The sequence below is a fragment of the Halorubrum aidingense JCM 13560 genome (assembly GCF_000336995.1).
GTDB classification, from domain to species: domain Archaea; phylum Halobacteriota; class Halobacteria; order Halobacteriales; family Haloferacaceae; genus Halorubrum; species Halorubrum aidingense.
In genome coordinates this window covers 185,054-208,565 of record NZ_AOJI01000022.1, presented here as the reverse complement: position 1 = coordinate 208,565, position 23,512 = coordinate 185,054, and the positions used below count along the sequence as shown (strand labels likewise).

Here is a 23,512-nt window from a genome sequence, read left to right as displayed (position 1 = left end):
AGAGAGTATATATATGGCGGCCCGGAGATCTCGCAGGCGGCGTGCCGGATCCGGCCGCCGAGGCGGTCGTCGCTGGCGGTTGAGGCGGTCGTCGCTGGCGGTCGAAACAGTCGCCGGGCGAAAATCGGGCGACCTTTTACGTCGGCCCGTGCAGATCCGGCCATGAGTTCGGATCCGGTACGGGTGGGAGTGCTGTCGCTACACAACAGCAAGGAAACGAAGGCGATCTGCAACGCGGTCGAAGACCTCGGCCACGAGCCGGTGTGGCTCCGCGAGGAGAACGCAGCGATAAGCGTCGAGGACGGCGACGTGTCGGTCGAGCCCGACGTCGACGTCATCGCCAACCGACTGCTGTTGTCGAACACGGACCAGCCCGCGGAGCTGCTCGGGCTGGCGACGACGTTCGAGCGGATCCGGCCGATGCTGAACGAGCCGGACGCGGTGCTCGCGTCGATCCACAAGTTCGCGACGGCCGCGACGCTCGCCGACTGGAACATCCGCGTGCCGGACGCCCTGCTCGCGCTGTCGAACGACCGGCTCAACGAGGGCCGCGAGCGCTTCGGCGACGTGGGCGTGTACAAGACCGCGATCGGCACCCACGGCGGCGGCACGTGGAAGGTCGATCTCACCGAGCGCGTGAACCCGAAAGTCGGCAACCGACAGGCGTTCCTCCAACAGCTCATCGACCGCGACGACGAGAAACACCGGGACCTCCGCGTGTACATCGTCGGCGACGAGATCATCGGGTCGATGTACCGCTACGCGCCCGAGGGCGACTGGCGGACCAACGTCGCGCTCGGCGGCGCCGTCGAGGACGCGACCGACGACATGCCCGAGGAGGCCGCCGAGACCGCGCTGTACGCGGCCGACGTGATGGATCTGGACTACGCCGGCGTCGACCTCGTCGAGGGGTACGACGGCTGGTACGTGCTCGAAGTGAACCCGACGGCCGGGTTTAAAGGCCTGTTCGAGGCGACCGGCACGAGCCCCGCCCCGCACATCGCGAAACTCGCGATCGAGACGGTCGGCGGCGAGGTCGACGCCGACGACGTCGAACGCATCTCGGCGACGCTCGACGACTCGCGGCCGTCCTGTGCGCCGATCCCGAAAAAGACCAGCTCCGAGCAGCCGGACATCGGCTACATCGAGGAAGTCGTCGTCACCGGTACCTCCGGGTCGACGCAGGCGCTCGCGAAGTCGGACACGGGCGCGACCCGGACGAGCATCGACACGCAGTTGGCCGCCGAGATCGGCGCCGGTCCGATCAAGAGCATGACGCGCGTGAAGTCGGGCAGCGTGAAGGGCGGGAAGGCGCGCCCGGTCGTCGACCTCGTGATCGGTATCGGCGGCAACCAACACACCGTCACCGCGAGCGTCGAGGACCGCGGACACATGGAGTACCCGCTGCTTCTCGGCCGCGACATCCTCAGCGACTACCGCGTCGACGTGCGGCGGCGGGCCGACGTCGACGAGGCCGAGCGCGCCGAGGCCGGCGAGATCCTCGAAGAGGAGTAGAGCACCTCGCGAGCGCCCCGACCCCCGTGCCGGCGTTCGTCGCTGGCGTGTGTATTGACGACGGTGTGTCCCTGTCAGACGTGCGAGAGCGGCGGCTATTTATAAACAGATGACGCTGTCGCGATCCTCGAAAGATGAGCGGCGTCGGCCGGCGCCGTTCAGTTCACCGGCCGGTCCACGTTGGCAGCGGGTGCCCGTTCGAGCCACCACTCGATCGAGTCGCCGAGAGCCGCGATCGCTTCGTGATGGTTCCGTTTCGACTTGTGGATGCTCGACGGGCGTACCCCCAGCGCGTCGTACGTGGCAATCGTCTCGGCCGGCATGTCTTCGTTCTCGATCAAATAGTGCGTGACTTCCCGAAGCAGCGCGTGCGTGTGAACGAGTTCTTTCTTTCGCATGACGTTTCTCGTCGAGCGTGAATGGTCGGGCTGCCGTTCCGGTGACTCGGAGCGCGTCCTGCCAGCTTCTCAAACAGCGGTCCGTGACCGGCGCAGGCGTGTGGGAGACGGTTTGCGTGGCGGTGTCAACGGGGCGGGCGCGATCGCGAAGTGAGCCGCGTTCTCCCACGACGACGATGTGTGCGAAACAGTATCAAACACAGCGTTTTCTCAGATGCTCACTACCCGTTCTACAGTGACAGCGGCTCTATCCCGTGTGATGACCGAAAAGCGGGTAGCGACGGGACACCGAACCGCGTGGTCGGCACGCAGCGCCGTCGCCGCCGACCGCGGGCGGCTATTTATAAATGAACGAGCGCGGACCGCGCGTGGACCCGCCCGCACTCATAAATGTGCGCCGCGCCGGCGACGATTCACGACTCGTACTCCGCCCAGATGTACCGCGTACCGTAGCTCCGGTACGGGCGCCACGCGTCGCCGATCTCCCGCATCTCGGCGCGCGAGAGGTCGTCGCCGTCGTTGTACACCTGTTCGATCCCCTTTCGCACCGCGAGGTCGCCGAGCGGGAGCACGTCCTCGCGGCCGAGCGCGAAGATCAGGTACATCCGCGCGGTCCACTCGCCGACGCCGCGGATCTCGGTGAGTCGGTCGACGACCGCGCCGTCGTCGGCGTCGGCGAGGCCCGCCCGCGTCAGGTCGCGGTCGTCGTCGCGGAACGCCTCGGCCGCGTTTCGCAGGTACTCGACTTTCGTCCCGCTGAGGCCGGTCTCCCTGAGCGCCGCCTCGTCGGCCGCGAGCAGGCTCTCGGGAGCTACCGTACCGTCGAGCGCGTCGACCATCCGCCCGTGGATCGCCGACGCGGAGGCGGTCGAGAGCTGCTGGTTCACGATCGAGGTGCAGAGCCGCGCGAACGCGTCGTCCGCCGGCTCGATCGCGAGCGGGCCGTGCCGGTCGATCAGCCGCGCCATCGTCGGGTCCTCGCGCAGGGTCGCCGCGACTCGGTCGTCCATCGGCTCCTCTTCGACCCGGAGCGACCTGTACGTTTCCCGTTCCGAGCGCCCACCCGGATAAACTTACAGTGAGTTTTCCGTTTGGAAGATGGAAACGTTCAACCATGACGGTTCCGACCGATCTGACATGCAGCTCGAAGACGTCCAGCACGTAACGGTCCTCGGCGCCGGGAACATGGGCCACGGTATCGCGGAGGTGGCCGCGCTCGCCGGCTACGACGTGGCGCTGCGGGACATCGAAGACGAGTTCGTCCAGAAGGGGTACGACCAGATCGAGTGGTCGCTCGGCAAGCTCGCCGAGAAGGACCGCATCGGCGACGCGGAGGCCGACGCCGCGCTCGACCGCGTCGAGCCGTTCGTCGACCTCGAAGCGTCGCTCGCCGACGCCGACGTGGTGATCGAGGTCGTCCCCGAGAAGATGGCAATTAAAAAGGACGTGTACGACGAGGTCGTCGAGTACGCGCCCGAGGACGCCGTCTTCGTCACCAACACCTCCAGTCTCTCGATCACCGAGCTCTCGGAGGTCACCGACCGCCCCGAGCGCTTCTGCGGGATGCACTTTTTCAACCCGCCGGTGCGGATGGACCTCGTCGAGGTCATCTCCGGGAAGCACACGTCCGAGGACACCCTCGAACTGATCGAGGGGTTCGCGGAGTCGATGGGGAAGACCCCGGTGCGCGTCCGCAAGGACAGCCCCGGGTTCATCGTCAACCGCATCCTCGTCCCGCTGATGAACGAGGCGGCGTGGATCGTCGAGTCCGGCGACGCGACGATCGAGACGGTCGACTCGACGACGAAGTTCGACATGGGCCTCCCGATGGGCTCGTTCGAGCTCGCCGATCAGGTCGGCATCGACGTGGGGTACCACGTCCTCGACTACATGCACGAGGTGCTCGGCGAGGCGTACCGCCCCTGCCCGCTGCTCGTCGAGAAGGTCGAGGCGGAGGAGCTCGGCAAGAAGACCGGCTCCGGGTTCTACGACTACGAGAACGGCGGCGCACAGGTCCCCAGCGACGCGATCGACGCCGACGTGCGCAAGCGACTGCTCGCCGTGATGGCGAACGAGGTCGCCGGCCTGATCGGCAACGACGTCGCCGACGCGCCCGCTATCGACCGCGCCGTGATGCTCGGCGCCGGCTTCCCGGACGGCCCGGCGAAGCTCGCCGACGGCGAGGGGCTCGCGGAGCTCGTCGCCGTCCTCGACGATCTGCACGAGGAGACCGGTGAAGCGCGCTACGCGGCGACGGACTACCTCCGCGAGGCCGCCGAGTCGGGCGGCTTCCACGGCGACGCCGCCGGCGAGGGCGACGCGGCGGGCGACGGCGCGGACCCCTACGCGAGCTACGACACCCTCAACGTCGCCGTCGAGGACCGGGTCGGTCACGTCGAGATCGACCGCCCGCACCGGATGAACACCATAAGCGGCGAGCTGCTCGACGACCTCGCGGACGCGATCGACCGGCTCGACGCGGACGACGACGTGCGGGCGATCCTGCTGTCGGGCGCGGGCGACCGCGCCTTTTCGGCGGGCGCCGACGTCCAGAGCATGGCCGCCGGCGGGGCGGACCCGATCCACGCCGTCGAGCTCTCCCGACAGGGCCAGCAGACGTTCGGCAAGCTCGAGGCGTCGGACAAACCCGTCGTCGCCGCCATCGACGGCTACTGCCTCGGCGGCGGTATGGAGCTCGCGACCGCGGCCGACATGCGGATCGCCTCCGAGCGCTCCGAACTCGGCCAGCCCGAGCACGACCTCGGCCTGTTGCCGGGGTGGGGCGGCACGCAGCGGCTCGCCCGGATCGTCGGCGAGGGACGCGCGAAGGAGATCATCTTCACCGCCGACCGCTACGACGCGGCGACTATGGAAGAGTACGACTTCCTCAACGACGTGGTCCCCGACGACGAACTCGACGAGCGCGCCCGAGAGCTGGTCGAACAGCTGGCCGCCGGCCCGCCGATCGCACAGAAGTACACGAAGCGCGCGATGCACGCCGGCCGCACCGACGGCGAGGCCGGCCTCGAACTGGAAGCGATGGGCTTCGGCCACGTGATGAACACCGACGACCTCATGGAGGGGATCACGGCGTTCATGGGCGACGGCGAGCCCGAGTTCGAAGGGAAGTAACGCGCTCGCCGACCGACTGCGTGTTCCTCGTTTAAAAAGAAAATCGGCGACTTACTGCCGGCGCCGACCGTATCCGAGCCGCCCTCGACGTTCTCGTCTCAGACGTACCCTTCCTCGACGAGCAGTTCGCCGTTCAAAAGCGAGGCGCCCGCCGCGCCGCGGATCGTGTTGTGCGCGAGGCAGTTGTACTTCACGCCGGCGTTCGTCTCCTGGAGGCCGCCGGCGACGATGCCCATCCCGTCCGCGTACGTGCGGTCGAGGCGGGGCTGGGGGCGCTCCGGCTCGTCGTCGCCGAACACCTTGATGAGCTGATCGGGCGAACTCGGGAGCGCGCCGGCGCCCTCGAACGAGGCCATCGCCTCGCGGAGGTCGTCGATCGAGGGGTCCTCGGCGAACTCGGCGAAGACGTTCTCCAGGTGGCCGTCGAGCGTCGGGATGCGGTTACAGGAGGCGGCGACGTCGGCGCCGTGGAGGTGGACCTCCGCGCCGTCGAACTCGCCGAGCAGCTTGCGCGATTCCGTCTCCATCTTCTCCTCTTCGCCGCCGATGTGCGGGATGGCGTTGTCGATGATCTCCATCGAGGTGACGCCGGAGTAGCCCGCGCCCGAAACGGCCTGCAGGGTGGACACGTGGACGCTTTCGAGGCCGAACTGGTCGATCGCCGCGAGGGTGGGAACCATCGTGATCGTCGAGCAGTTCGGGTTCTTCACGAGGGCGCCGTCCCAGCCGCGCTCGTCGCGCTGCACCTCGATCAAATCGAGGTGATCGGGGTTGATCTCGGGAATCGTGAGGGGGACGTCCATCGCCATGCGGTCGTTCGAGGAGTTCGAGGAGACGACGTACCCGTCCTCTAAGAACGCCGGTTCGACCTCGGCGGCGACGCCCGAGGGGAGCGACGAGAAGAGGAGGTCCACGTCGGCGTCGGCGATGCCGTCCGGCGACGTCTCGACGACGGTCATCTCCGCGACGTCGTCCGGGATGGGGGTGTCGACGCGCCACTTGGCGGCCTCGCGGTACGTCTTGCCCGCGCTGTCCGCGCTCGCGGTGACCGCGGCGAGGTCGAACGTCGGGTGATCGTCGAGCAACTGGATGAACCGCTGGCCCACGGCGCCGGTGGCGCCGAGGATGCCGACTCGTACAGACATTGCGCGTGGGTCTGTCACAGGGACGTAAGTGCGTTCGGATACGCGCCGATACCGCCGGGCACGGACGCATCGCCGATGACATCGAAGGCGAGATCACAACGTCTGCGCGCTTCCGACTGACAAACCCGACCGCTTCGAGGCCGAGACGGATCGGACGTTTTCGAACGCGGCACCGATCGGTCCGGATCCGCTATTCGGCGCCGTCAGAGAGGATTTATGTTTTGAGCGGGAGATTTCGCAACTATGACTCAGTTTGGCGCGGTTTCCGTCGTCCCGCCGCTGCTCGCTATCGTGCTGGCGGTGCTCACCCGCAAGGCGGTGTTGTCGCTGTTCCTCGGTATCTGGTCGGGGGCAGTGATCTACACCGGCGGGCTGGGGATCGTCCAGACGTTCGAGTGGATCGTCGCGGCCGTCTCGGACGAGTTTCAGGCGACCATCCTCGTGTTCACCCTGCTGCTCGGCTCCGGCGTCGCCATGGTGTGGAACCTCGGCGGCACAGCCGCGGTCCGCGACTGGGCGCTCGAACGCCTCGACTCCCAGCGGCAGGCCGGACTCGTCGCGTGGGGGCTCGGCATCGTCCTCTTTTTCGACGACTACGCCAACACCGCGATCGTCGGCTCCGCGATGAAGGACGTCTCCGACCGGCTCCGGATCTCTCGCGAGAAGCTGTCGTACATCGTCGACTCCACCGCCGCGCCGGTGGCGACGCTGGGGATCTCCTCGTGGGTGGCGTTCCAGCTCTCGCTCATCACCGAGGGGTACGAGGCCGCCGGCGTCGACGCCGCGAACCGCCCCGGCGTCTTCGAGGTGTTCGTCTCGTCGATCCCGTTCAACATGTACGCGATCCTCGCGATCGTGATGGTCCTCCTGATCGTCGGCTCCGGGCGGGACTACGGCGAGATGCTCACCGCCGAACACCGCTCGTGGACGGCCGGCAAGGTCACGCGCGACGAGGCCGTCCCGATGCAGGACGTCGCCGGCGAACTCGGCGAGCCGCCCGCGTCGACCCCGCGGCTCGTCAACTTCTTCGTCCCCGTGGCGGTGCTCATCGCCGTGACGGTCGGAACCGCGCTGTGGTCGGGGGAGTTCTCACCGATCGGCTTCGGCGGCGACCTCCTCGCCGGGGAGTTCGGTGCGGCTGGCGGGCGGCTGTGGGACGCCGCGCTCAACGCCTCGTACGAGGTGGCGCTCATGATCGGCTCGTTCGCGATGGTCGCGAGCGGGTTCGTCCTCGGGCGGGCGTACCGCATCTTCGGGCTCGGCGACGCGACCGAGTACACGATCGGCGGGTTCTCGATCATGCTCACGGCGGTCTCCATCCTCGTGCTCGCGTGGGGGATCGGCGAGGCGATCGACGCGCTCGGCACCGGCGCGTACGTCGCGAACGTCGCGGTGGGCTCCGTCTCGTCCGCCCTCCTGCCCGCTCTCGTGTTCGTCGTCGCCGGCCTCATCGCCTTCTCGACCGGCACCTCGTGGGGGACGATGGGGATCGTCACGCCGATCGCGATCCCGATCGCCTGGGAGATCAGCGGCGGCGGCGCGGCGGGCCACACCCTCGTGGCGGCGATGGTCGGCGTCATCTTCTCCGGCGCCATCTTCGGCGACCACAGCTCGCCCATCTCCGATACGACCGTCCTCTCGGCGACGTTCACCGGCGCCGATCTGATCGACCACGTCCGCACGCAGATCTACTACGCGGTCACCGTCGCCCTCGTCGTCGTCCTCCTGCTGGTCGTCTGGGGGGTCACGCGGGTGACGCCGCTCGCGCTGCTCCCGCTCGGCGCCCTCCTGCTCGCCGGGCTCGTGTACCTGCTCTCGGAGTTCGACGCCTCCCGCCGCGGGATCGATCCGGTGTCGGTCTCGGAGCCGCAGGCGGACGACGGCGAGCGCGTGGTCGTCGCTGGGACCGAACAGGACGACTGACGACGACAGACGGCTACAGACGGACGTTTTAAAAGCACAGACCGGCTATCACCGCTCGCGCGCCCTCAGTCCCCGCCCGAGTACTCCCCGATGGGAGCGATGACAGCGCGGAGAACCCAGGCGCGTGATATGTGGTCGCTGACGCGACCCGCCCGTCGCCGCGCAGGCGACCGCCCGCCACGAGGGTTTCCCGGTTGACGCGGCACGCCGCCGGAGATGAGACCGGTCGTTAGTGTTGCGGGCGACACGTCGCTATCCCCGATACCGACGGGTCACTCCGGCCCCGAGTCGCGCAATACCAACGGTCCGATGGCGAGCGTCCGCTTCGCGAGGGTGAGGACGCGGAGCACGTAGGAGACGAACAGCGAGAAGGGGAGAAGCGTGACCGCGAACGCGCCGCCTACGACGAGCGTCACGTGGTCGACGCCGAGAGTCCGTCCCGGAAACGTTCCGGCGTCGACGACCGCAAGCATGAGCCCTGCGACGACCAGCGCCGGCACCGCGGCGTAGAGGATCTGCCGCGAGAGATCGATCAGCACCCACTGGAAGTACAGCGTCTTGACGTGCTCGCGAGCGGGACCGAACAGCGACAGCGACCCTTTCAGCTCTTCGAGCAGATCCTGCTCGTCGTCGATGAGCGCCTCGCCGTGGTCGTCGAGGATGCGCTCGGCTCGTCCGATCTTCGGGCCGTAGTCGAAGTTGAGGGCGGCGAACACCACGTCGAAGGAGCCGAACTCCGCGCCGTCGAGTTGACCGCGTACGGTGTCGGCGTTCTCGACGACGCCCGTGGCGAGTTCGTCGACGTCCTCCCAGAGCGCGGTCTCGTCGGGTTCATCACCACGTCGTTCGTGGACCGACTCGCGGAGGTCCCGGGCGCGGCGGGACGCGGCCCCGAGGATCGCGTCGAGGAACGCGGCGGGATCCGTGGGTACCGGGGTGCCGGTTAGTTCCGCGATAGCGTCCCGAACCGTGAGCGTGTCGTTCATACGCTCCTGCTGGTCTCCGAGCGGGCCGTTCTCCTGCGTAAGCACGACTTGGCCGATCGTGACGACGAGCGTCGCCCCGGTGACGATCACCGTGATCATCGAAGCGAACAGCGTCTCGATCGGGTCGCTCGACCCGACCTTCTCAGCGAGAGACGGCGAGAAGGCGACCGCCACGGCGACAAACGCGACGAAGATAGCGAGTGTCAGCACTCCCGCGACGAGAAGCCGGTTCGCGCGCAACAGCAGCCAGAGTTTCACTCGGCTCTCGCCGGCGCGCTCTCGCATCGTGTCGGCAGTACTCGCATCGCTGTCGGCATCGTCGGCGTCGGCGGCGTCGTCCTCGCTCGACGCCACCTCCAAGTCCCCGCTCATCGCGGCTCGATACTCACGGAGAAGTCGTCGACGTAGTGCGTCGCGTCCGCCTCCCAGATCACGGCCGTCCCGACGGCGAGGTGAAGCGTGTCGGTCGACAGCTCCGAGGTGGTCCACTCGAAGGCGTACTCGCGCCACCCGTCCGCGAGCCACAGCGCGTCCCGGAGCCCGCCGTAGGGCGTCTCGCCGAGGTCCGTCGTGTTGAGACCGGGCTGCGGGAAGTCCTCCTCGGCCGCCGGCGGCTCGGGACCCAGCCGCATCACGGCGTGTCGGATCGTGTTGAACGACTCCGACTCGCTCCAGAACTGACCGCTCACCGCGATCCGATACGACCCGCCCGGCTCGACGGGAACCGGGTGAACGGCCCACGTGACGCCGTCGTCGTAGTCGCCCTGGTTCCAGATCCGGAGCGAGCGATCCCCCGTCGTCGCCTCCGCCTCGGAAACGTCGACTTCCCAGTCGAACTCTCCGACATCGACCTCGGGGCCGATCGCGGCGCCGGTCTCCCACTCGCCGATGCCGTTCTCGAACCCCTCGATGAACGTCGGGTCGTCGCTTCCGCTCGCACAGCCCGCGAGCCCGCCGACGGCGACCGCCGTTCCCGCGCGGAGCACGTCTCGTCGGTCCATACTCGTGTTACTACGACGACACGTATAGTGACAGGGGGCGACTCGCGCCGGTAGCGGAGCCGTCGCTCCGGCGTCACAAAGGGCGTCGGCTCGTGATCCCGGTTCCGCACTCGGCGTCGGCTCGTGGCTCAGGTTTAGTACCGTCCATCGAGAACCGTCGACCATGTCGTCGTCACCGCCGATCGCCCAGTTCGCCGTCCTCGCCGTGTCCGTCCTCGGGCTGTGGATCGGCGCCCGCGCGCTCGTCGACGCGACGGTTCGACTGGCTCGGCGCTTCGGCGTCAGCGAACTCACGATCGGGTTGACGATCGTCGCGATGGGGACCTCGACCCCGGAACTCGTCGTGACGGTCGACGCCGCGCTCGCCGGGCTGGGGGAAATCGGCGTCGGCAACGTCGTGGGGTCCAACATCTACAACCTCGCGTTCATCCTCGGCGCGGTGTCGCTGCTTCGGGTGATCCCGGTCGAGCGGTCGCTGGTCCACCGCGACGGCGTCGCGCTGGTCCTCTCGACGGTCGTCGCCTTCGGCGTCCTCTTCGACCGCACCGTGACCGGGCTCGAAGGGGTCCTCCTCGCGGGGCTGTTCGCCGCGTACACGGCCTACCTCGTTCGCGACGAGCAGTCGGCACACTCGATCGAGACCGAGTACCCGGACTCCCGGGTCACCGGGGCGATCACGGAGGCCGTCCCGAGCGGGCTCTCGGCCCGCGGCCGCGACGCGCTGCTCCTGGTCGGCGGACTGGGGATCGTCCTGATCAGCGGTCACTACATGGTCGAGGCGGCGTCGACGCTCGCCCGGGGCGTCGGGATCTCCGACTGGGTGATCGGCGGAACGATCGTCGCCGCCGGCACGTCGACGCCGGAGCTGGCGGTCTCGCTCGTCGCGATGCGGCAGGGACACGTCGGGATGTCCGTGGGGAACGTCGTCGGCAGCAACGTGTTCAACGTGCTGGGGATCCTCGGCATCGCGGCGGTCATCCGACCGCTCGCCGTCGGCGGCGCGGCGATCGAGAGCCTCCTCTGGCTGCTGGTGATCACGGTGCTCATGGTCGGGGCGCTCTGGTCGGGCCGCAGGCTCTCGCGGCCCGAAGGCGGCCTCTTTGTCCTCAGCGAACTGGCTCGGTGGGCGCTCGGCCTGCTGCGGATATTCGGGTGAGAGCGCGGTGTGATCCCGACGCTCGACCGACCGGAGTTCGGAAGCCACGAATCGTCGACGCCCGCCACGGCGCCGCCGAGAGAGCCCGCGGACGGTTGAAGCGGAGGGGCAGGCCGCCGCGCCGCTCTACAGGTTAGGTATTTGTTGCTTCTGCACTCACACCCGAACCGTTATCGGACGTGGCTTTGAGGGATAAGCCGACGCAGTATGGATCCCGTCTTCCTCGCGCACGTCTCGATATTCGCCGCCTCGGCGCTCGCGTGCGTCGCGGCCGTCCCGCGCGCCAGACGGATCCGTCATCCGGAAACGCGCGACGGAATGGTGGCGTTGCTCCTGACGGTCGCGCTCTGGGCGAGCGGCTACGTCGGCTACTTCCTCGCACCGGGCGAGACGGCCAAGGAGGCCTCGTACATCGTCGGATTCGTGTTCGCGCTGCTCTCGGTCGGCGCGTGGCTCTACTTCTGTGCCGCCTACACCGGTCGGTCGCCGCGACGCGCGCCGTACCGGCGGGCCGTCGTCGGCGTGTTCGTGGTGGTGAGCCTGCTGAAGGTCACGAACCCGCTTCACGAACTCTACTTCACGACCGCGTGGGCCACCGAGCCGTTCCCGCACCTCGCGATCCGCCACGAGCTGTTGTACTGGCTGGTCCTCGGGCTCTCGTACGCCGTGATCGCCGTCGGCTTCTTCATGCTGCTGGAACAGCTCTACTACACCGCACTCGACAGCCGATCGCTGACCGCACTCATCGCCGTCACCGCGATTCCCACCACGGCCACCGTCGCCGGCGAGAGCTTCTCGTGGCTGCTCCCGCTGATGTACGAGCCGCCCGGCGTGGCCCTGTTCGCGGTCGGCACCATGTTCGTCTACTTCCGGCGGTTCGAGACGATCCAGTTCGCCGCCGACAGCGACGACCCGGCGATATTCCTGGACCAAACCGGCCGCATCCGTGATCACAACCGGGCCGCGCGCCTGCTGTTCCCGGCGCTCCACGGCGCGATCGGTGAGCCGCTCGACGCGGTGCTCCCGCGGCTCGCCGTCGACCGCGACGAGGACGCCGTGATCGCGGTCGCGGTCGACGGAGAGCGCGGCGGACCGCGAGACGGAGAGCGCGACGGCGACGCGTCGACGCGGTACTACCAGGTCTCGCGAAACGCCTTCACGTCGCGCGGGGTGACCGGCGGCGAGCTGCTCACGGTCGACGACGTCACCGACAGAGAGCGGTACCGTCTCCGGCTCGAAGAGCGCACCGCGCAGCTCGAAGCGCTGAACCGCGTGGTCAGACACGACATCCGCAACGACATGGCCGTGATACACGGGTGGGCGGAGACGCTCCGGGACCACGTCGACGACGAGGGGCAGGACGCGCTCGACCGCGTGCTCCGCAAGTCGACGCACGTCATCGAGCTGACGGAGACCGCCCGCGACTTCGTCGAGTCGCTTACGGGGGACGCCGTGCCCGAGACGAAGCCCGTCGACCTCTGCGGGCTGCTCGAAACGGAAGTGCAAGCGGCGCGCGACTCCTTCCCGCAAGCCGCGTTCCGGCTCTCCCCGGAGCCGCCGGCCGCGACCGTTCGCGGGAACGAGATGCTCGCCTCGGTGTTCAGGAACCTCCTGAACAACGCCGTCCAGCACAACGACACCGACCACCCGGAGGTGACGGTGACCTGCGAGGCGTTCGACGACCGCGTCCGCCTCAGATTCGCCGACAACGGGCCGGGAATCCCCGACGACGCCAAAGCGACGATCTTCGGGAAGGGAAAGAAGGGCATCGACAGCCCCGGGTCCGGGATCGGGCTGTACCTCGTTCGCGCCCTGACGGAGCAGTTCGGCGGCGACGTGTGGGTGACGGACAACGAGCCGCGAGGGGCCGCGTTCGTGGTCGAACTCCCGAGAGCGGCGGCCGAGTCCGCAGACCGACCGGAGACCGATGACGACGCCGCGACGGAGCCGGGAGCAGCGGACGACGCCGCATCGGAGTCGGACGAAGCGGACGACACCGCGACGGACCCCGGAGAAGCCGACGCCGCGGACGACTGACGCGGACGCTCCGCACGCCTTATTAGCCGTTCAGGCGAACGTGTGACGTGGATCTCCACGTCCGATACGAGGGCGACGACGACCCCGACAAGTGTACGGCTCGGAAGCTCGCGCGGTTCGACCTCGCCGAGCTCCATCGGTCCGATCGGGCGACTCCCTACGGCGTCGTGTTGAACCCCCACGCCGAGCGGGCACTCTCGCCGGCGGACGCCGCGGTCGCCGCGGAGAACGCGCTCGTCGCGCTCGACTGCTCGTGGGAGTCGGCCGGCGAGAAGATGTTCACGCTGCCGGGCGAGCACCGCGCGCTGCCGTACCTCGTCGCCGGGAACCCCGTCAACTTCGGCCGACCGATGCGGCTCACCACGGTGGAGGCGTTCGCGGCCGCGCTCGCGATCCTCGGGGAACCCGAGCACGCAGAGCGGATCATGGCGAAATTCACGTGGGGGGAGACGTTCCTCGATCTCAACGAGGAGCCGCTGCGGCGGTACGCCGACTGCGAGGACTCCGCCGAGGTCGTCGCCGTCCAGCAGGAATACCTCGACCGAGAGTAGTCCCCGCCGCCGAGTTCGCCCGAGAGACGGGGAGCGCCCCTGACGAACGGGACTACCGCTGCCGCTCGCCGCTTTTCAACCCCGCCGATCGGAGAGATCGAGAAGTGTCCCTCAATCGCCGAGCACGCCGCCTATCGCCCCCGCGAGCGCCGAGTCGATCGCGAACAGGAGCGTGAGGAACAGCCCGACGACGAACACGCCCGCCCCGCCGAGCAGGCCGCCGAGAGGCCCACCGGCCAGCCCCACCAAGCCGCCGAAGGCCGCGAGCAGCAGCGTGACCGCGATCCCGCTCACCGATCCCGCGAGCAGCCCGTGCCACGTGCCGGAGAGCAGCCCGCCGCCGGCCACGTAGCCGGCGACGAACCCGCCGATCAGCCCCGCACCGATGTGGCCGATCACGGGCGCAAAGGACGCGAGCAACCCGGCTATCACCATCACCACGAATCCGTACCCGACGGCGCGCCAGTCAGTCATACCGTCCATTAGCCGACGACAAAATAAATACTCGCCGCCGTTGAGTCCCCGATCCATTCGGTCGTTCGAAGGCGATCCGATCGTTCGACCGACAATTTATCCGGAGCGTCGACGTAGCAGCGTCGGATGCCCTCCGAGAACGGTGTCGTCGCGACCGCCGACACCTCCTCCGACGCGGCCGCCGTCGAGTCCGACGACGCCACCGACGTCACCGACGACACGGACGCCGACCGTTCCGTCGGCTCCGCGCCCGACGAACCGATCGAATGGGGACCGGTCCGCTACGACCGGATCCGCTCGCTCGCGGCGGGAGCCGGCCTGCTCCTCCTCGTCGCCCTCGGGACGGTCCTCGCGGTGCTGGTGGGCTCTCTCGGCAGCGCGCTGCTCACCGCCGGTCCCGCGGCGCTCGTCGCGGACGTATCCCCCGGCGGCGTCGCCGTGGCCGCGGGGCTGCTCGTCGCCGCCGCGATCGCGCTCGCTCCGATCCTCCTCTTTCGGTTCGGGAAGTCGACGTCCGGCCTGTTTCCCCCGTACGAGGGCGGATTCGACCCGTCATCGCTCCGGCCGCGGTGGGTCGTCGCCGGCGCCGTCCTCCCCGCAGCGGCGTGGTGGGCCGGCCCGGGGTGGCTCGCGTCGGGCGCCTTCTCGCTCATTCCGCTCGCGTGGCTGGTTCCGATGATGGCGTTCCTGCCGGGCGCTCTCCACCGGCTCGACCCGGCGGCGATGACCCTCGAACGGACCGGCGCGAACGACGACCGGACGCGCGCCGACGACCTCGGCGCCGTCATCCGCACCCGACGCATCGATCTGCCGTGGCTCGGGACCACCGTCTTTCTGCTCGCGTACCGCGGGAACGCGTGGTTCCGATCGACGCCGTGGACGTTCGTTCCGGCCGACCGCGCCGACGCCGTCGAGTCGGCGCTCGCGGACGTGCTCGCGCGTAGCGACGGCCCGGACCGCGCGAGCGTCGCCGAGCGGGTCGTCTTGGCGATCGTCGGCTCCTCGTCGCTCGTCGTCGGCGCGACGATGGCGCTCGCGGCCGGCGAGGGGGCCGGGGGGCTCGCGCTGGCGCTGCTCACGGGACCGTTCAGTCTCCTCTTTCTCGCGCTCGCCGCCCGGTTGTGAGGCGGAGTCACCGCGTTCAGGCGATCGCGCCGGTGCTTCGGTTTCGACCCCGGTTGTGGTACCCTCTACCACGCGACTCAAATACTCGGGCCGCGTAGGCGAGGCATGGACCCACAGCGTCTGGACGGCGCGCTGGAACGGGAGTTCGGCGGGACTGCGGCAGAGCGGCGTGCGGTAGCCCGAGCGGCCAGAGACCTCGCGGACTCCGGTCGCCCGTCCCGCGACCGCGGACACGCGCTGACCGTTCCCGGCGTGATCGACAACCTCGGCGACGCTCCCGAGGGATCGTCGGTCGTCGACCGGTGGAACTGGTGGTTGGGGTCGCTCGACGTCGCCTACGGCGGTTACGACTACTTCACCGTCCGCTTCGTCGAAGGCGACGAAACCGCCGGTCTCCGGCGATAGGGCGGCGCACTTCGACCACACCTCGACCACACCTCGACCACACCCCGCCCACGCCCAATCGTTCGGCGGGCCGATCGCCGGCGTTCGCGCCCGAGGCGTTCACTTTCACTTCCACTCCGCGGATGGCTCGGGTATACGTACGTATCGTCCGGATCGTGAGGTATGAGCGCGACCACTCAGGACCGACCGCGGTACGCGACGGCGACGCGCGTGGACGTCACCGACTGTCCGGCCGACCGGATCGACGATCGGATCCGCAGGAACCGCGTTCGCGGGAGCGAGGTCCACCTCGAACGCCGCGGCGGTCGAACGTTTCTCGTGACGACGCCGGCGGAGTAGTGATTCGGCCAACCACGGCCGACAGAACCCCGAAAACAGCCGAAAGAGAGCCGAAAACAGCCGACAGAACCCCGAAAACAGCCGTCAGCGCCCGATCAGTCGTCTGCGGTGACCGGGTTTCGAGTCGACCCGCCGTCGGAGAGTAGGCTGTCGAGCCCGATCCCGAGCGCCTCGTCCGTCTTCGCGACCGACTCCTCCCGGGAGAGATCCGTCGATAGCGCGCGAATCGCATCGACGTTTTCGGGGACGACGTCGGCCTCTTGGTGGATGTTCTGGAAGAGGTACAGATCGCGTCCCTGGACGCTGATCGACTCGGTCCAGATGCAGTTCTCCCAGAGATCGCCGCGCGGGCGCCCCACGTCCGCCGCGTAGTCTTTGAGCGCGCCGGCGCCGTCGAGGCCCGCGCGCTCGGGGATCAGGAAGAGTCGGCCTTCCCCCTCGAGCAGTTCGCGGACCGCCGTCGCCGTCGGCGCCGTTTCGAGCGTGACGTTGACGCTGTGGGTGTGCATCGCGGTCACCGGCGCCTTGAGCGCGGCCGTGTCGACCGCGATATCGGGGAGTACCGTGTTCACGTCCGGCCCGTGGTGGGAGGGAACCGTCGCCGGATCCGGCACGATGTCGTTGATCGGGCCGCGACCGGTCTCGGTCGGATCGCCGCCCCGGCGGACCAACGTCACCCGCGCCTTTTCGACGCCGTACGTCTCCTCCAGCGGGGCGAGGAGCCGTGAGAGGCCGGTGGTGTTACAGGAGACGACTCGCAGCGAATCGGCGTCGGCGACCGACTCGTCGCTGCCGCGGGCGTTGAACGACGCGTCGGCGACGGTCGCGTCCTCGCCGCCCTGGTACACCGCGGGGGTGTCGTGGGCCTCGTAGATCGACCGGTTCTGTTCGCCAACGCCGCTCGGACAGCAGTCGACGACGATATCGACGGCGTCGAGCAGGTCCGGGAGGGTGCCCGCGACGCCCACCCCCGCCCGCTCGAACTCCTCGACGCGGTCGCCGATCGCGGCGTACAGATCGTAGCCGGAGCGGATCGCCGTCTCCGCGCCGTACGTCGGACTCGTCTTCGTCACGCCCACGACCTCCATGTCGGGCTGGGCCGCGACCGCGTCCGCGACCCGCTTCCCGATAGTGCCGTACCCGTTGACGCCCACGCGTATCATGCCTCACAGTCGCTCAGGAACCGGCATAATTCTTTCGAGGATTTTAGAAAGAAATTAACTACGCCGCGAGTAACGGGTCGGTTAATTCGCGCGATGCGAGCGTGCAACTGAGTTTCGTAACAGAGTAAATAATGCGAAACACCGCGAGGCACCACGAGCGATGCGAAGGACTAACGCCCGCCGTCACCGAGCGGTTGCCATGTCATCCGACCTCTCCGAGGCAGCGGACACCGCCATCGGTCAGTGTTTGAACGTCGCCGCCGGCGAGACCGTCGTCGTCGTGACCGACGACAAGCGCGCGCCGATCGGCGAGGCGCTGTACGCGGCCGCGACCGAGGTGACCAATGACGCGACGATCCTCCGGTACCCGCCGGCCGAACAGCACGGGGCCGAGCCGCCGGCGCCCGTCGCGGCCGCGATGACCGAAAGCGACGTGTTCCTCGCGCCGACGACGAAGAGCCTCAGCCACACTCGGGCGCGGGGCGCGGCCTGCGACACCGGCGCTCGCGGCGCGACGCTCCCGGGAATCACCGAGGACGTGTTCACGACCGGGCTCGACGCTGACTATGCCGCCATCGACGCCGCCTGCGACGAGGTGCTCGCGCAGGTCGGCGACGCCGACGAGATCCGCGTCACCACCCCCGAAGGAACGGACGTCACCTTCGGGATCGGCGACCGCGAGTGGCTCGCGGACACCGGGATGGTCCACGAGCCCGGTCAGTTCTCGAACCTCCCCGCCGGCGAGGTGTTCGTGGCGCCCGAGACGGCGACGGGAACCTTCGTCGTCGACGGGACGATGATGCCCCACGGACTGCTCGACGACGGCCACGAGCTCACCTTCGAGGTCGCTGACGGGCAGGTGACGACGATCTCCGACGACGCGATCCGCGCCGACGTCGAGGCGGCCGCAGAATCGGTCGGCGACGCCGCCTACAACCTCGCGGAGCTCGGGATCGGCACGAACGTCGGGGTCGGCGAACTCGTCGGCTCCGTCCTCTTAGACGAGAAGGCCGGCGGCACCGTCCACATCGCCATCGGCGACAACGCCGGTATCGGCGGCGAGACCGACGCGCCGATCCACCTCGACGGCATCCTCCGGCACCCGACCGTCTTCGCCGGCGGCGAGGAGATCGACCTGCCGACCGCCTGAGAAAGATAACGGGGCCGTCCGGCTCACTCCACGACCGCGAGCGCGACGCCCGCGACTCCCCGAACCCCCACAACTTGATGCCGCCAGCCGTCGCCGGCGTCGACACAGAGGGTGCCGGCGTCGGTGACCGCGACCGACACGCCGGGACCGTAGCCGAGCGCGACCGGCTCCTCGTCGACGGGGAGCTCCGCCGCATTCCACGCCTCGGTGCCCCACTCGCCGTCGCTCTCGTGGACGAACAGATCGCCGTCGACGACCGCCATCGCGTGGCCGTCGCCGTCGGCCGCCACCGCCTCGGCGTCTCCTTCTCGCGCCGGCATCCAACCGTTCCCGAGCCAGTAGAGGCCGTCCGCCGTCGCGGCCAGCGGCATCCCCGATCCCGCCACGTCGCGGGCGTCGTCGAGACCGACCGAGACGAGGCTCGGCCCCGACTCGGCGGCGTCGCCCTCGTTGACCCGGTGGACCCCGTCCGCGGCGGCGACGAGCGGACCGTCGATCGCCCTGGGGTCCGGGACCGATCCGATCCGCGTCGCCGTCGCGTCGTCTGCTGTTGCGTCGTCTGCCGTCGCGTCGCCCGCTGTCGCATCGGACCCGATCGCGATCCGATCGATCTCGCCGTCGTCGCCGGCGACCAGAAAGGCGCCGTCGTGGACGCCGACGGCGACCGCCGGGGCCGGGCCGACCTCGACCGGTTCGAAAGCGATATCGTCGCCGACGGGTGCGACGAGCAGGCCGTCGTCGGTCGCGACGCCGAGCAGATCGGGGGCCGCCCGCCGGGGGAGCACGGCGGCGCCGCGAGCGGGGTCGCGCGCGACCATGTCGAACGCGCCGACCTTGTCCGCCGACAGCGCCACCCGGACCACGCCGCTCTCGGTGGCGACGTACGCGTCGGTCCTCCCCGCCGACCCGGCGTACACGCGCTTCTCCTCGATCGAGATGTCGTCCTCCGCAGGTGCCATTGGCGAGGCCTTCGACGGCGGCCCCCATAAGCCCCCCGCGGCAGTCCTCGTACGCCCCCTGCGGCAGTCTTCATTCGCCCCGCGCGGCAGCCCTCATCCGCCTCGCGCGGCGACCGTTCCGATGCCCATTAGGTCGCCGACGGCGTACCGTCGACCGTGCAATCGGTCGCCGCCGATCTCGGCACCCTGCTCGCCGACGTCGCCCCCAGACTCGCCCGCATCACGGCGTTCATCGCGGTCGGCGTCTTCGTCGCCAACGTCGCCGTCGCGTTCGGACTGATCCGGTACGTCGCCGGCCTCTCCGGCAGTCTCACCCGTCCCGCGAACCTCCCCGACGAGGTCGGCACCGCGATCCTCACGACCGCCGCCTCGACGACCGCGGGGTACGCCACGCTCGCCGAGTACCGCGAGTCGGGGCTGCTCGACGACCGGGCGACGCTCGTCGCCGTGACCATCAACACGTTCTTCGGGTTCGTCCAGCACGTGTTCACGTACTACATCCCGGTGTTGATCCCGATCCTCGGGGTCCGAACCGGGACCGTCTACGTCTCCGCGCGGGCCGGGATCGCGCTCGCGATCACCGTCACGGGCGTCCTCGCCGGCGGCGTGCTGCTGTCCGAGCGCAACGTGAACCGCGACGCGCTCGCCGACGTCGACGCGAGCGGCCCCGAGGACGACGACCGGACCCGAACCGAGCGCGTTCGCGAGGCGGCCGCGAAGTCGTGGTCGACCCTGCGCCGGATCGTCCCGCGGCTCGCGGTGGTGTACACGCTCGTGATCGCGTTCGTCACCGCCTACGACGTCGAGGCGCTGACGAGCGTCGCGGAGCCGATCACCGGCGTCCTCGGGCTCCCCGGCGCCGCGGTCCCCGTGATCGCCGTCTACACGCTCGACACGACCGCCGGCGCGGTGACGCTCGCCGGGACGGAAGCCGGCATCTTCACCGTCCGCACCGCCGTCGCGAGCCTGCTCATCGGCGGGATTCTCTCCTTCGCCGTCTCCACGTTCCGCCGCTCGATTCCCTTCCAGTACGGGATCTGGGGCGCCGAGTTCGGCACGAAGGTGATCGCCGTCAACACGGCGCTCAAACTCGTCTTCATCTCGATCACCGTCGCGCTGCTGCTCGCGCCGGTGTGGTGAGCGGGAGCGTTCGGCCGGTCTCCAGAACGGCTCGAACAGCGGAACCGACGGGGCGGCTGTGGGAACCGACCAATAGACACGACCGGCGGCGACGACTATTTATAAGTGAACGGTGCGGTCGGCGTCGCCGGCGCGGAGCGCCGGCTGCCAGAGAATCTTCGATTCTCGCTGGAGTCGGTCGTCCCGTGCGAAGCGACGGGCGACCGACGAGGCTGGGGAGGCGTGAGGTGCGGGGCTGTACGGTGGGGCTATACCGTGCGATCGAGCCGTCGGTACCGTTCATCCCAACGATCCGCGGTTTATAAACAGCCGACGTCGACACCGCTGCTTCAGTTATCAATAACCGACCACCCGCCCCGATCCAACTACTCCCGCACTCGATCGAGTCACTCTCGCACTCGATCGGGCCCACGCCGCATCGATCGTATCGATCGTATCGATCGGCTGGTTCGGCCAGGAGAGAGTATATAAATAAACGCGGTTCCACCGGCGTCGACGAACCGCAAAAAGCGACGAGTCGCCTCGCGCCGCGACCGATCTACTCCAGATCGAAGCGGTCGAGCCGCATGACCGACTCCCACGTGTCCACGAAGTCCTCGACGAGGTCCTCCTCGCCGTCGTCGCTCGCGTAGACCTCGGTGATGGCCCGCAACCGGGAGTTCGAACCGAAGATGAGGTCCGCGCGCGTGCCCGTCCACTCGACCTCGCCGGTCTCGCGGTCGACCGCCTCGAACACGTCCTCGCTGTCCTCGGCCGGCACCCACTCCGTGTCCATGTCGATCAGGTTCACGAAGAAGTCGTTGGTCAGCGTCCCCGGTCGGTCGGTGAGCACGCCGCGGTCCGTGCCCTGGTAGGTCGCGCCCAGCGCGCGCATGCCGCCGACGAGCGCGGTCATCTCGGTCGCCGTCAGGTTCAACAGCTCCGCTTTGTCCACCAGCAGTCGCTCGATGTCGTCGCCCTGCACGTCGCCGAGGTAGTTCCGGAAGCCGTCGGCCTTCGGCCTGAGCGCCTCGAACGAGTCGGCGTCGGTCTGTTCCGGCGAGGCGTCGGTCCGCCCCGGCTCGAAGGCGACGTCCACGTCGTGGCCGGCGTCCGCCGCGGCCTGCTCGACCGCCGCGGCGCCGCCTAAGACGATCAGGTCGGCGAGCGAGACTCTCGTCTCGTCGGAGCGCGAGTCGTTGAACTCCGACCGGACCGCTTCGAGGGTCTCCAGTACGGTCTCGAGCTGTGCCGGCTCGTTGACCTCCCAGTTACGCTGGGGGTCGAGACGGAGGCGGGCGCCGTTCGCGCCGCCGCGCTTGTCGCTGTCGCGGTACGTCGACGCCGCCGCCCACGCGGTCTTGACGAGCTGTTGGGTGGTCAGGTCGGTCGCGAGGACCTCCTCTTTGAGCGTCTCGATCTCCGACTCGCCGATCAGGTCGTGGTCGACCTCCGGGAGGGGGTCTTGCCACAGCATCTCCTCGTCGGGAACCTCCGGGCCGAGGAACCGCGACGGCGGCCCCATGTCCCGGTGGGTCAGCTTGTACCAGGCCTTCGCGAAGTTCATGCCGAACTCCATCGGGTTCTCCTGGAAGCGCTCGACGATCTCCCGGTACGCCGGATCGCGCTTCAGCGCGACGTCCGTCGTGAGCATCATGGGCGTCTGGGTCTCCGACGGGTCGTGCGCGTCCGGGACGGTGTCGTGTAGCTCCTCGTCGACGGGGGTCCACTGCCACGCGCCACCGGGGCCCTTCTCGGCTTCCCACTCGTAATCGAGCAGGTTATCGAGGTATCCCATGTCCCACTCGGTCGGCGATTGGGTCCACGGCCCCTCGATGCCGCTCGTGATCATCTCGCCGCCCTTGCTCGGCGAGCCCTCGTTCGTCCAGCCGAGGCCCTGCTCCTCGATGGGGGCCGCTTCCGGCTCGGGGCCGAGGTTCTCGTCGGGGTCGTCGGCGCCGTGCACCTTCCCGAACGTGTGACCGCCGGCGATGAGCGCGGCCGTCTCCTCGTCGTTCATCGCCATGCGATCGAACGTCTGACGGATGTTCTTCGCCGACGCGAGCGGGTCGGGCTGGCCGTCCGGTCCCTCGGGGTTCACGTAGATCAGCCCCATCACGGACGCGGCGAGGCCCTGCTCGATCTCGCCGGGCTCGTCGAAGCGCTCCTGCGTGTCCATCTCGGCCTCGGGACCCCAGAAGACGGCCTCGTCGGGCTCGAAGGCGTCCTCGCGGCCGCCGGCGAAACCGAACGTCCGGAAGCCCATCGACTCGATGGCGACGTTCCCGGTGAGGACCATCAGGTCGGCCCACGAGAGCTTGCGGCCGTACTTCTGTTTGACGGGGAGCAGCAGCCGGCGCGCCTTGTCGAGGTTCGCGTTGTCCGGCCAGCTGTTGAGGGGGGCGAAACGCTGTCGCCCGCCCGCCGCGCCGCCGCGGCCGTCGGCCGTCCGGTAGGTCCCGGCGCTGTGCCACGCCATCCGGATGAACAGCGGTCCGTAGTGGCCGTAGTCGGCGGGCCACCAGTCCTGCGAGGTGGTCATCAGCTCTTCGATGTCCGCTTTCACCTCGTCGAGGTCGAGCGACTGGAACGCCTCGGCGTAGTCGAAGTCGTCCTCGTAGGGCCCGACGTCGCGGGCGTTCTGGTCGAGGACCTTCAAGTTCAACTGGTTCGGCCACCAGTCGTGGTTGCGCCCCTGCATTATCGAGCGTCCTCACAGAACTCGGAATCGCCTGTCGTGTGATCGGTGTCGTCAGACATCAGTTACCGTCGAATCTTCTGCCACCGTCAATAAAAATCTGGTTACTCCTGCTCGAATAATGCAGCAAAAACAACCTATATTTCTGATATATGAATATTTATTCTCAGTATTTGAACTCTCGCTTCGCCGTCGACGGTCCAGTGGGCGCGTTCGATCGAGCCGCGTCGACACAC

The 23,512-nt window shown here is 68.7% G+C and carries 20 protein-coding genes; 11 read left to right on the top strand and 9 right to left on the bottom strand.

Annotated features, from left to right (window positions below):
* Positions 1 to 162: 162 nt before the first annotated feature.
* On the top strand, positions 163 to 1,515 hold the full coding sequence (locus C461_RS07860; protein WP_193365806.1) for a putative ATP-dependent zinc protease: 1,353 nt from the start codon (positions 163 to 165) through the stop codon (positions 1,513 to 1,515).
* Positions 1,516 to 1,673: 158 nt separating this feature from the next.
* On the opposite strand, the gene C461_RS07855 is transcribed toward C461_RS07860, so the two are convergent.
* Together C461_RS07855 and C461_RS07850 are read right to left on the bottom strand one after the other, a co-directional pair.
* Positions 1,674 to 1,913 carry a UPF0058 family protein gene (locus C461_RS07855; protein WP_008000159.1) on the bottom strand — a complete coding sequence of 80 codons (240 nt, stop codon included), beginning with the start codon at positions 1,911 to 1,913 and terminating at the stop codon, positions 1,674 to 1,676.
* 413 nt (positions 1,914 to 2,326) lie between these two features.
* Positions 2,327 to 2,923 carry a DNA-3-methyladenine glycosylase family protein gene (locus tag C461_RS07850; protein WP_008000157.1) on the bottom strand — a complete coding sequence of 199 codons (597 nt, stop codon included), beginning with the start codon at positions 2,921 to 2,923 and terminating at the stop codon, positions 2,327 to 2,329.
* A 127-nt stretch (positions 2,924 to 3,050) separates the two neighbouring features.
* Between C461_RS07850 and C461_RS07845 the strand changes: the two genes are divergently transcribed.
* Positions 3,051 to 5,045: a 3-hydroxyacyl-CoA dehydrogenase/enoyl-CoA hydratase family protein gene (locus C461_RS07845; RefSeq protein WP_008000155.1), complete on the top strand. Its 1,995-nt coding sequence runs from the start codon at positions 3,051 to 3,053 to the stop codon at positions 5,043 to 5,045.
* Positions 5,046 to 5,143: 98 nt separating this feature from the next.
* Here the strand turns inward: C461_RS07845 and asd are convergent, their stop codons facing one another.
* A complete protein-coding gene (asd, locus tag C461_RS07840) occupies positions 5,144 to 6,190 on the bottom strand; it encodes an aspartate-semialdehyde dehydrogenase (protein WP_008000153.1) in 1,047 nt (348 codons plus the stop codon).
* A 243-nt stretch (positions 6,191 to 6,433) separates the two neighbouring features.
* Between asd and C461_RS07835 the strand changes: the two genes are divergently transcribed.
* Complete coding sequence (locus C461_RS07835; RefSeq protein ID WP_008000151.1) at positions 6,434 to 8,113, top strand: Na+/H+ antiporter NhaC family protein; 1,680 nt, start codon at positions 6,434 to 6,436, stop codon at positions 8,111 to 8,113.
* A 272-nt stretch (positions 8,114 to 8,385) separates the two neighbouring features.
* Here C461_RS07835 and C461_RS07830 read toward each other — a convergent pair whose 3' ends face one another.
* A complete protein-coding gene (locus C461_RS07830; RefSeq protein ID WP_008000150.1) occupies positions 8,386 to 9,471 on the bottom strand; it encodes a hypothetical protein in 1,086 nt (361 codons plus the stop codon).
* Entirely contained in the window at positions 9,468 to 10,100 is a 633-nt protein-coding gene (locus tag C461_RS07825) for a hypothetical protein (protein ID WP_008000149.1), read from the bottom strand. Before C461_RS07825 ends, C461_RS07830 begins: the two co-directional genes overlap by 4 nt.
* 163 nt (positions 10,101 to 10,263) lie before the next feature.
* Between C461_RS07825 and C461_RS07820 the strand changes: the two genes are divergently transcribed.
* The 3 genes from C461_RS07820 (at position 10,264) to C461_RS07810 (ending at position 13,844) form a co-directional block, all read left to right on the top strand.
* Positions 10,264 to 11,256 (top strand): calcium/sodium antiporter, encoded by a 993-nt coding sequence (locus C461_RS07820; RefSeq protein WP_008000148.1) that lies wholly within the window; start codon positions 10,264 to 10,266, stop codon positions 11,254 to 11,256.
* A gap of 207 nt (positions 11,257 to 11,463) precedes the next feature.
* On the top strand, positions 11,464 to 13,293 hold the full coding sequence (locus C461_RS07815) for an ATP-binding protein (RefSeq protein WP_008000147.1): 1,830 nt from the start codon (positions 11,464 to 11,466) through the stop codon (positions 13,291 to 13,293).
* Positions 13,294 to 13,340: 47 nt separating this feature from the next.
* Complete coding sequence (locus tag C461_RS07810) at positions 13,341 to 13,844, top strand: DUF367 family protein (protein ID WP_008000146.1); 504 nt, start codon at positions 13,341 to 13,343, stop codon at positions 13,842 to 13,844.
* Between the two features lie 111 nt (positions 13,845 to 13,955).
* On the opposite strand, the gene C461_RS07805 is transcribed toward C461_RS07810, so the two are convergent.
* Entirely contained in the window at positions 13,956 to 14,318 is a 363-nt protein-coding gene (locus C461_RS07805) for a DUF5518 domain-containing protein (protein WP_049906431.1), read from the bottom strand.
* A 126-nt stretch (positions 14,319 to 14,444) separates the two neighbouring features.
* Here C461_RS07805 and C461_RS07800 point away from each other — a divergent pair, with 126 nt between their 5' ends.
* The 3 genes from C461_RS07800 (at position 14,445) to C461_RS15825 (ending at position 16,187) form a co-directional block, all read left to right on the top strand.
* Complete coding sequence (locus tag C461_RS07800) at positions 14,445 to 15,443, top strand: hypothetical protein (RefSeq protein WP_008000144.1); 999 nt, start codon at positions 14,445 to 14,447, stop codon at positions 15,441 to 15,443.
* A gap of 105 nt (positions 15,444 to 15,548) precedes the next feature.
* Positions 15,549 to 15,848 (top strand): hypothetical protein, encoded by a 300-nt coding sequence (locus tag C461_RS07795; protein ID WP_008000143.1) that lies wholly within the window; start codon positions 15,549 to 15,551, stop codon positions 15,846 to 15,848.
* Between the two features lie 162 nt (positions 15,849 to 16,010).
* Positions 16,011 to 16,187 carry a hypothetical protein gene (locus C461_RS15825; protein WP_008000141.1) on the top strand — a complete coding sequence of 59 codons (177 nt, stop codon included), beginning with the start codon at positions 16,011 to 16,013 and terminating at the stop codon, positions 16,185 to 16,187.
* A 95-nt stretch (positions 16,188 to 16,282) separates the two neighbouring features.
* Here the strand turns inward: C461_RS15825 and C461_RS07790 are convergent, their stop codons facing one another.
* Positions 16,283 to 17,350, bottom strand: a complete 1,068-nt coding sequence (locus C461_RS07790) for a type II glyceraldehyde-3-phosphate dehydrogenase (RefSeq protein ID WP_008000139.1) — start codon at positions 17,348 to 17,350, stop codon at positions 16,283 to 16,285.
* 199 nt (positions 17,351 to 17,549) lie between these two features.
* Between C461_RS07790 and C461_RS07785 the strand changes: the two genes are divergently transcribed.
* On the top strand, positions 17,550 to 18,500 hold the full coding sequence (locus C461_RS07785) for an aminopeptidase (RefSeq protein ID WP_008000137.1): 951 nt from the start codon (positions 17,550 to 17,552) through the stop codon (positions 18,498 to 18,500).
* A 23-nt stretch (positions 18,501 to 18,523) separates the two neighbouring features.
* On the opposite strand, the gene C461_RS07780 is transcribed toward C461_RS07785, so the two are convergent.
* Entirely contained in the window at positions 18,524 to 19,459 is a 936-nt protein-coding gene (locus tag C461_RS07780; RefSeq protein WP_008000134.1) for an HVO_0234 family beta-propeller protein, read from the bottom strand.
* 156 nt (positions 19,460 to 19,615) lie between these two features.
* On the opposite strand from C461_RS07780, the gene C461_RS07775 reads away from it, so the two are divergent.
* Positions 19,616 to 20,599: a hypothetical protein gene (locus C461_RS07775; protein WP_008000131.1), complete on the top strand. Its 984-nt coding sequence runs from the start codon at positions 19,616 to 19,618 to the stop codon at positions 20,597 to 20,599.
* A gap of 538 nt (positions 20,600 to 21,137) precedes the next feature.
* Here the strand turns inward: C461_RS07775 and katG are convergent.
* Positions 21,138 to 23,279, bottom strand: a complete 2,142-nt coding sequence (gene katG / locus C461_RS07770) for a catalase/peroxidase HPI (RefSeq protein WP_008000128.1) — start codon at positions 23,277 to 23,279, stop codon at positions 21,138 to 21,140.
* Between the last annotated feature and the right edge of the window lie 233 nt (positions 23,280 to 23,512).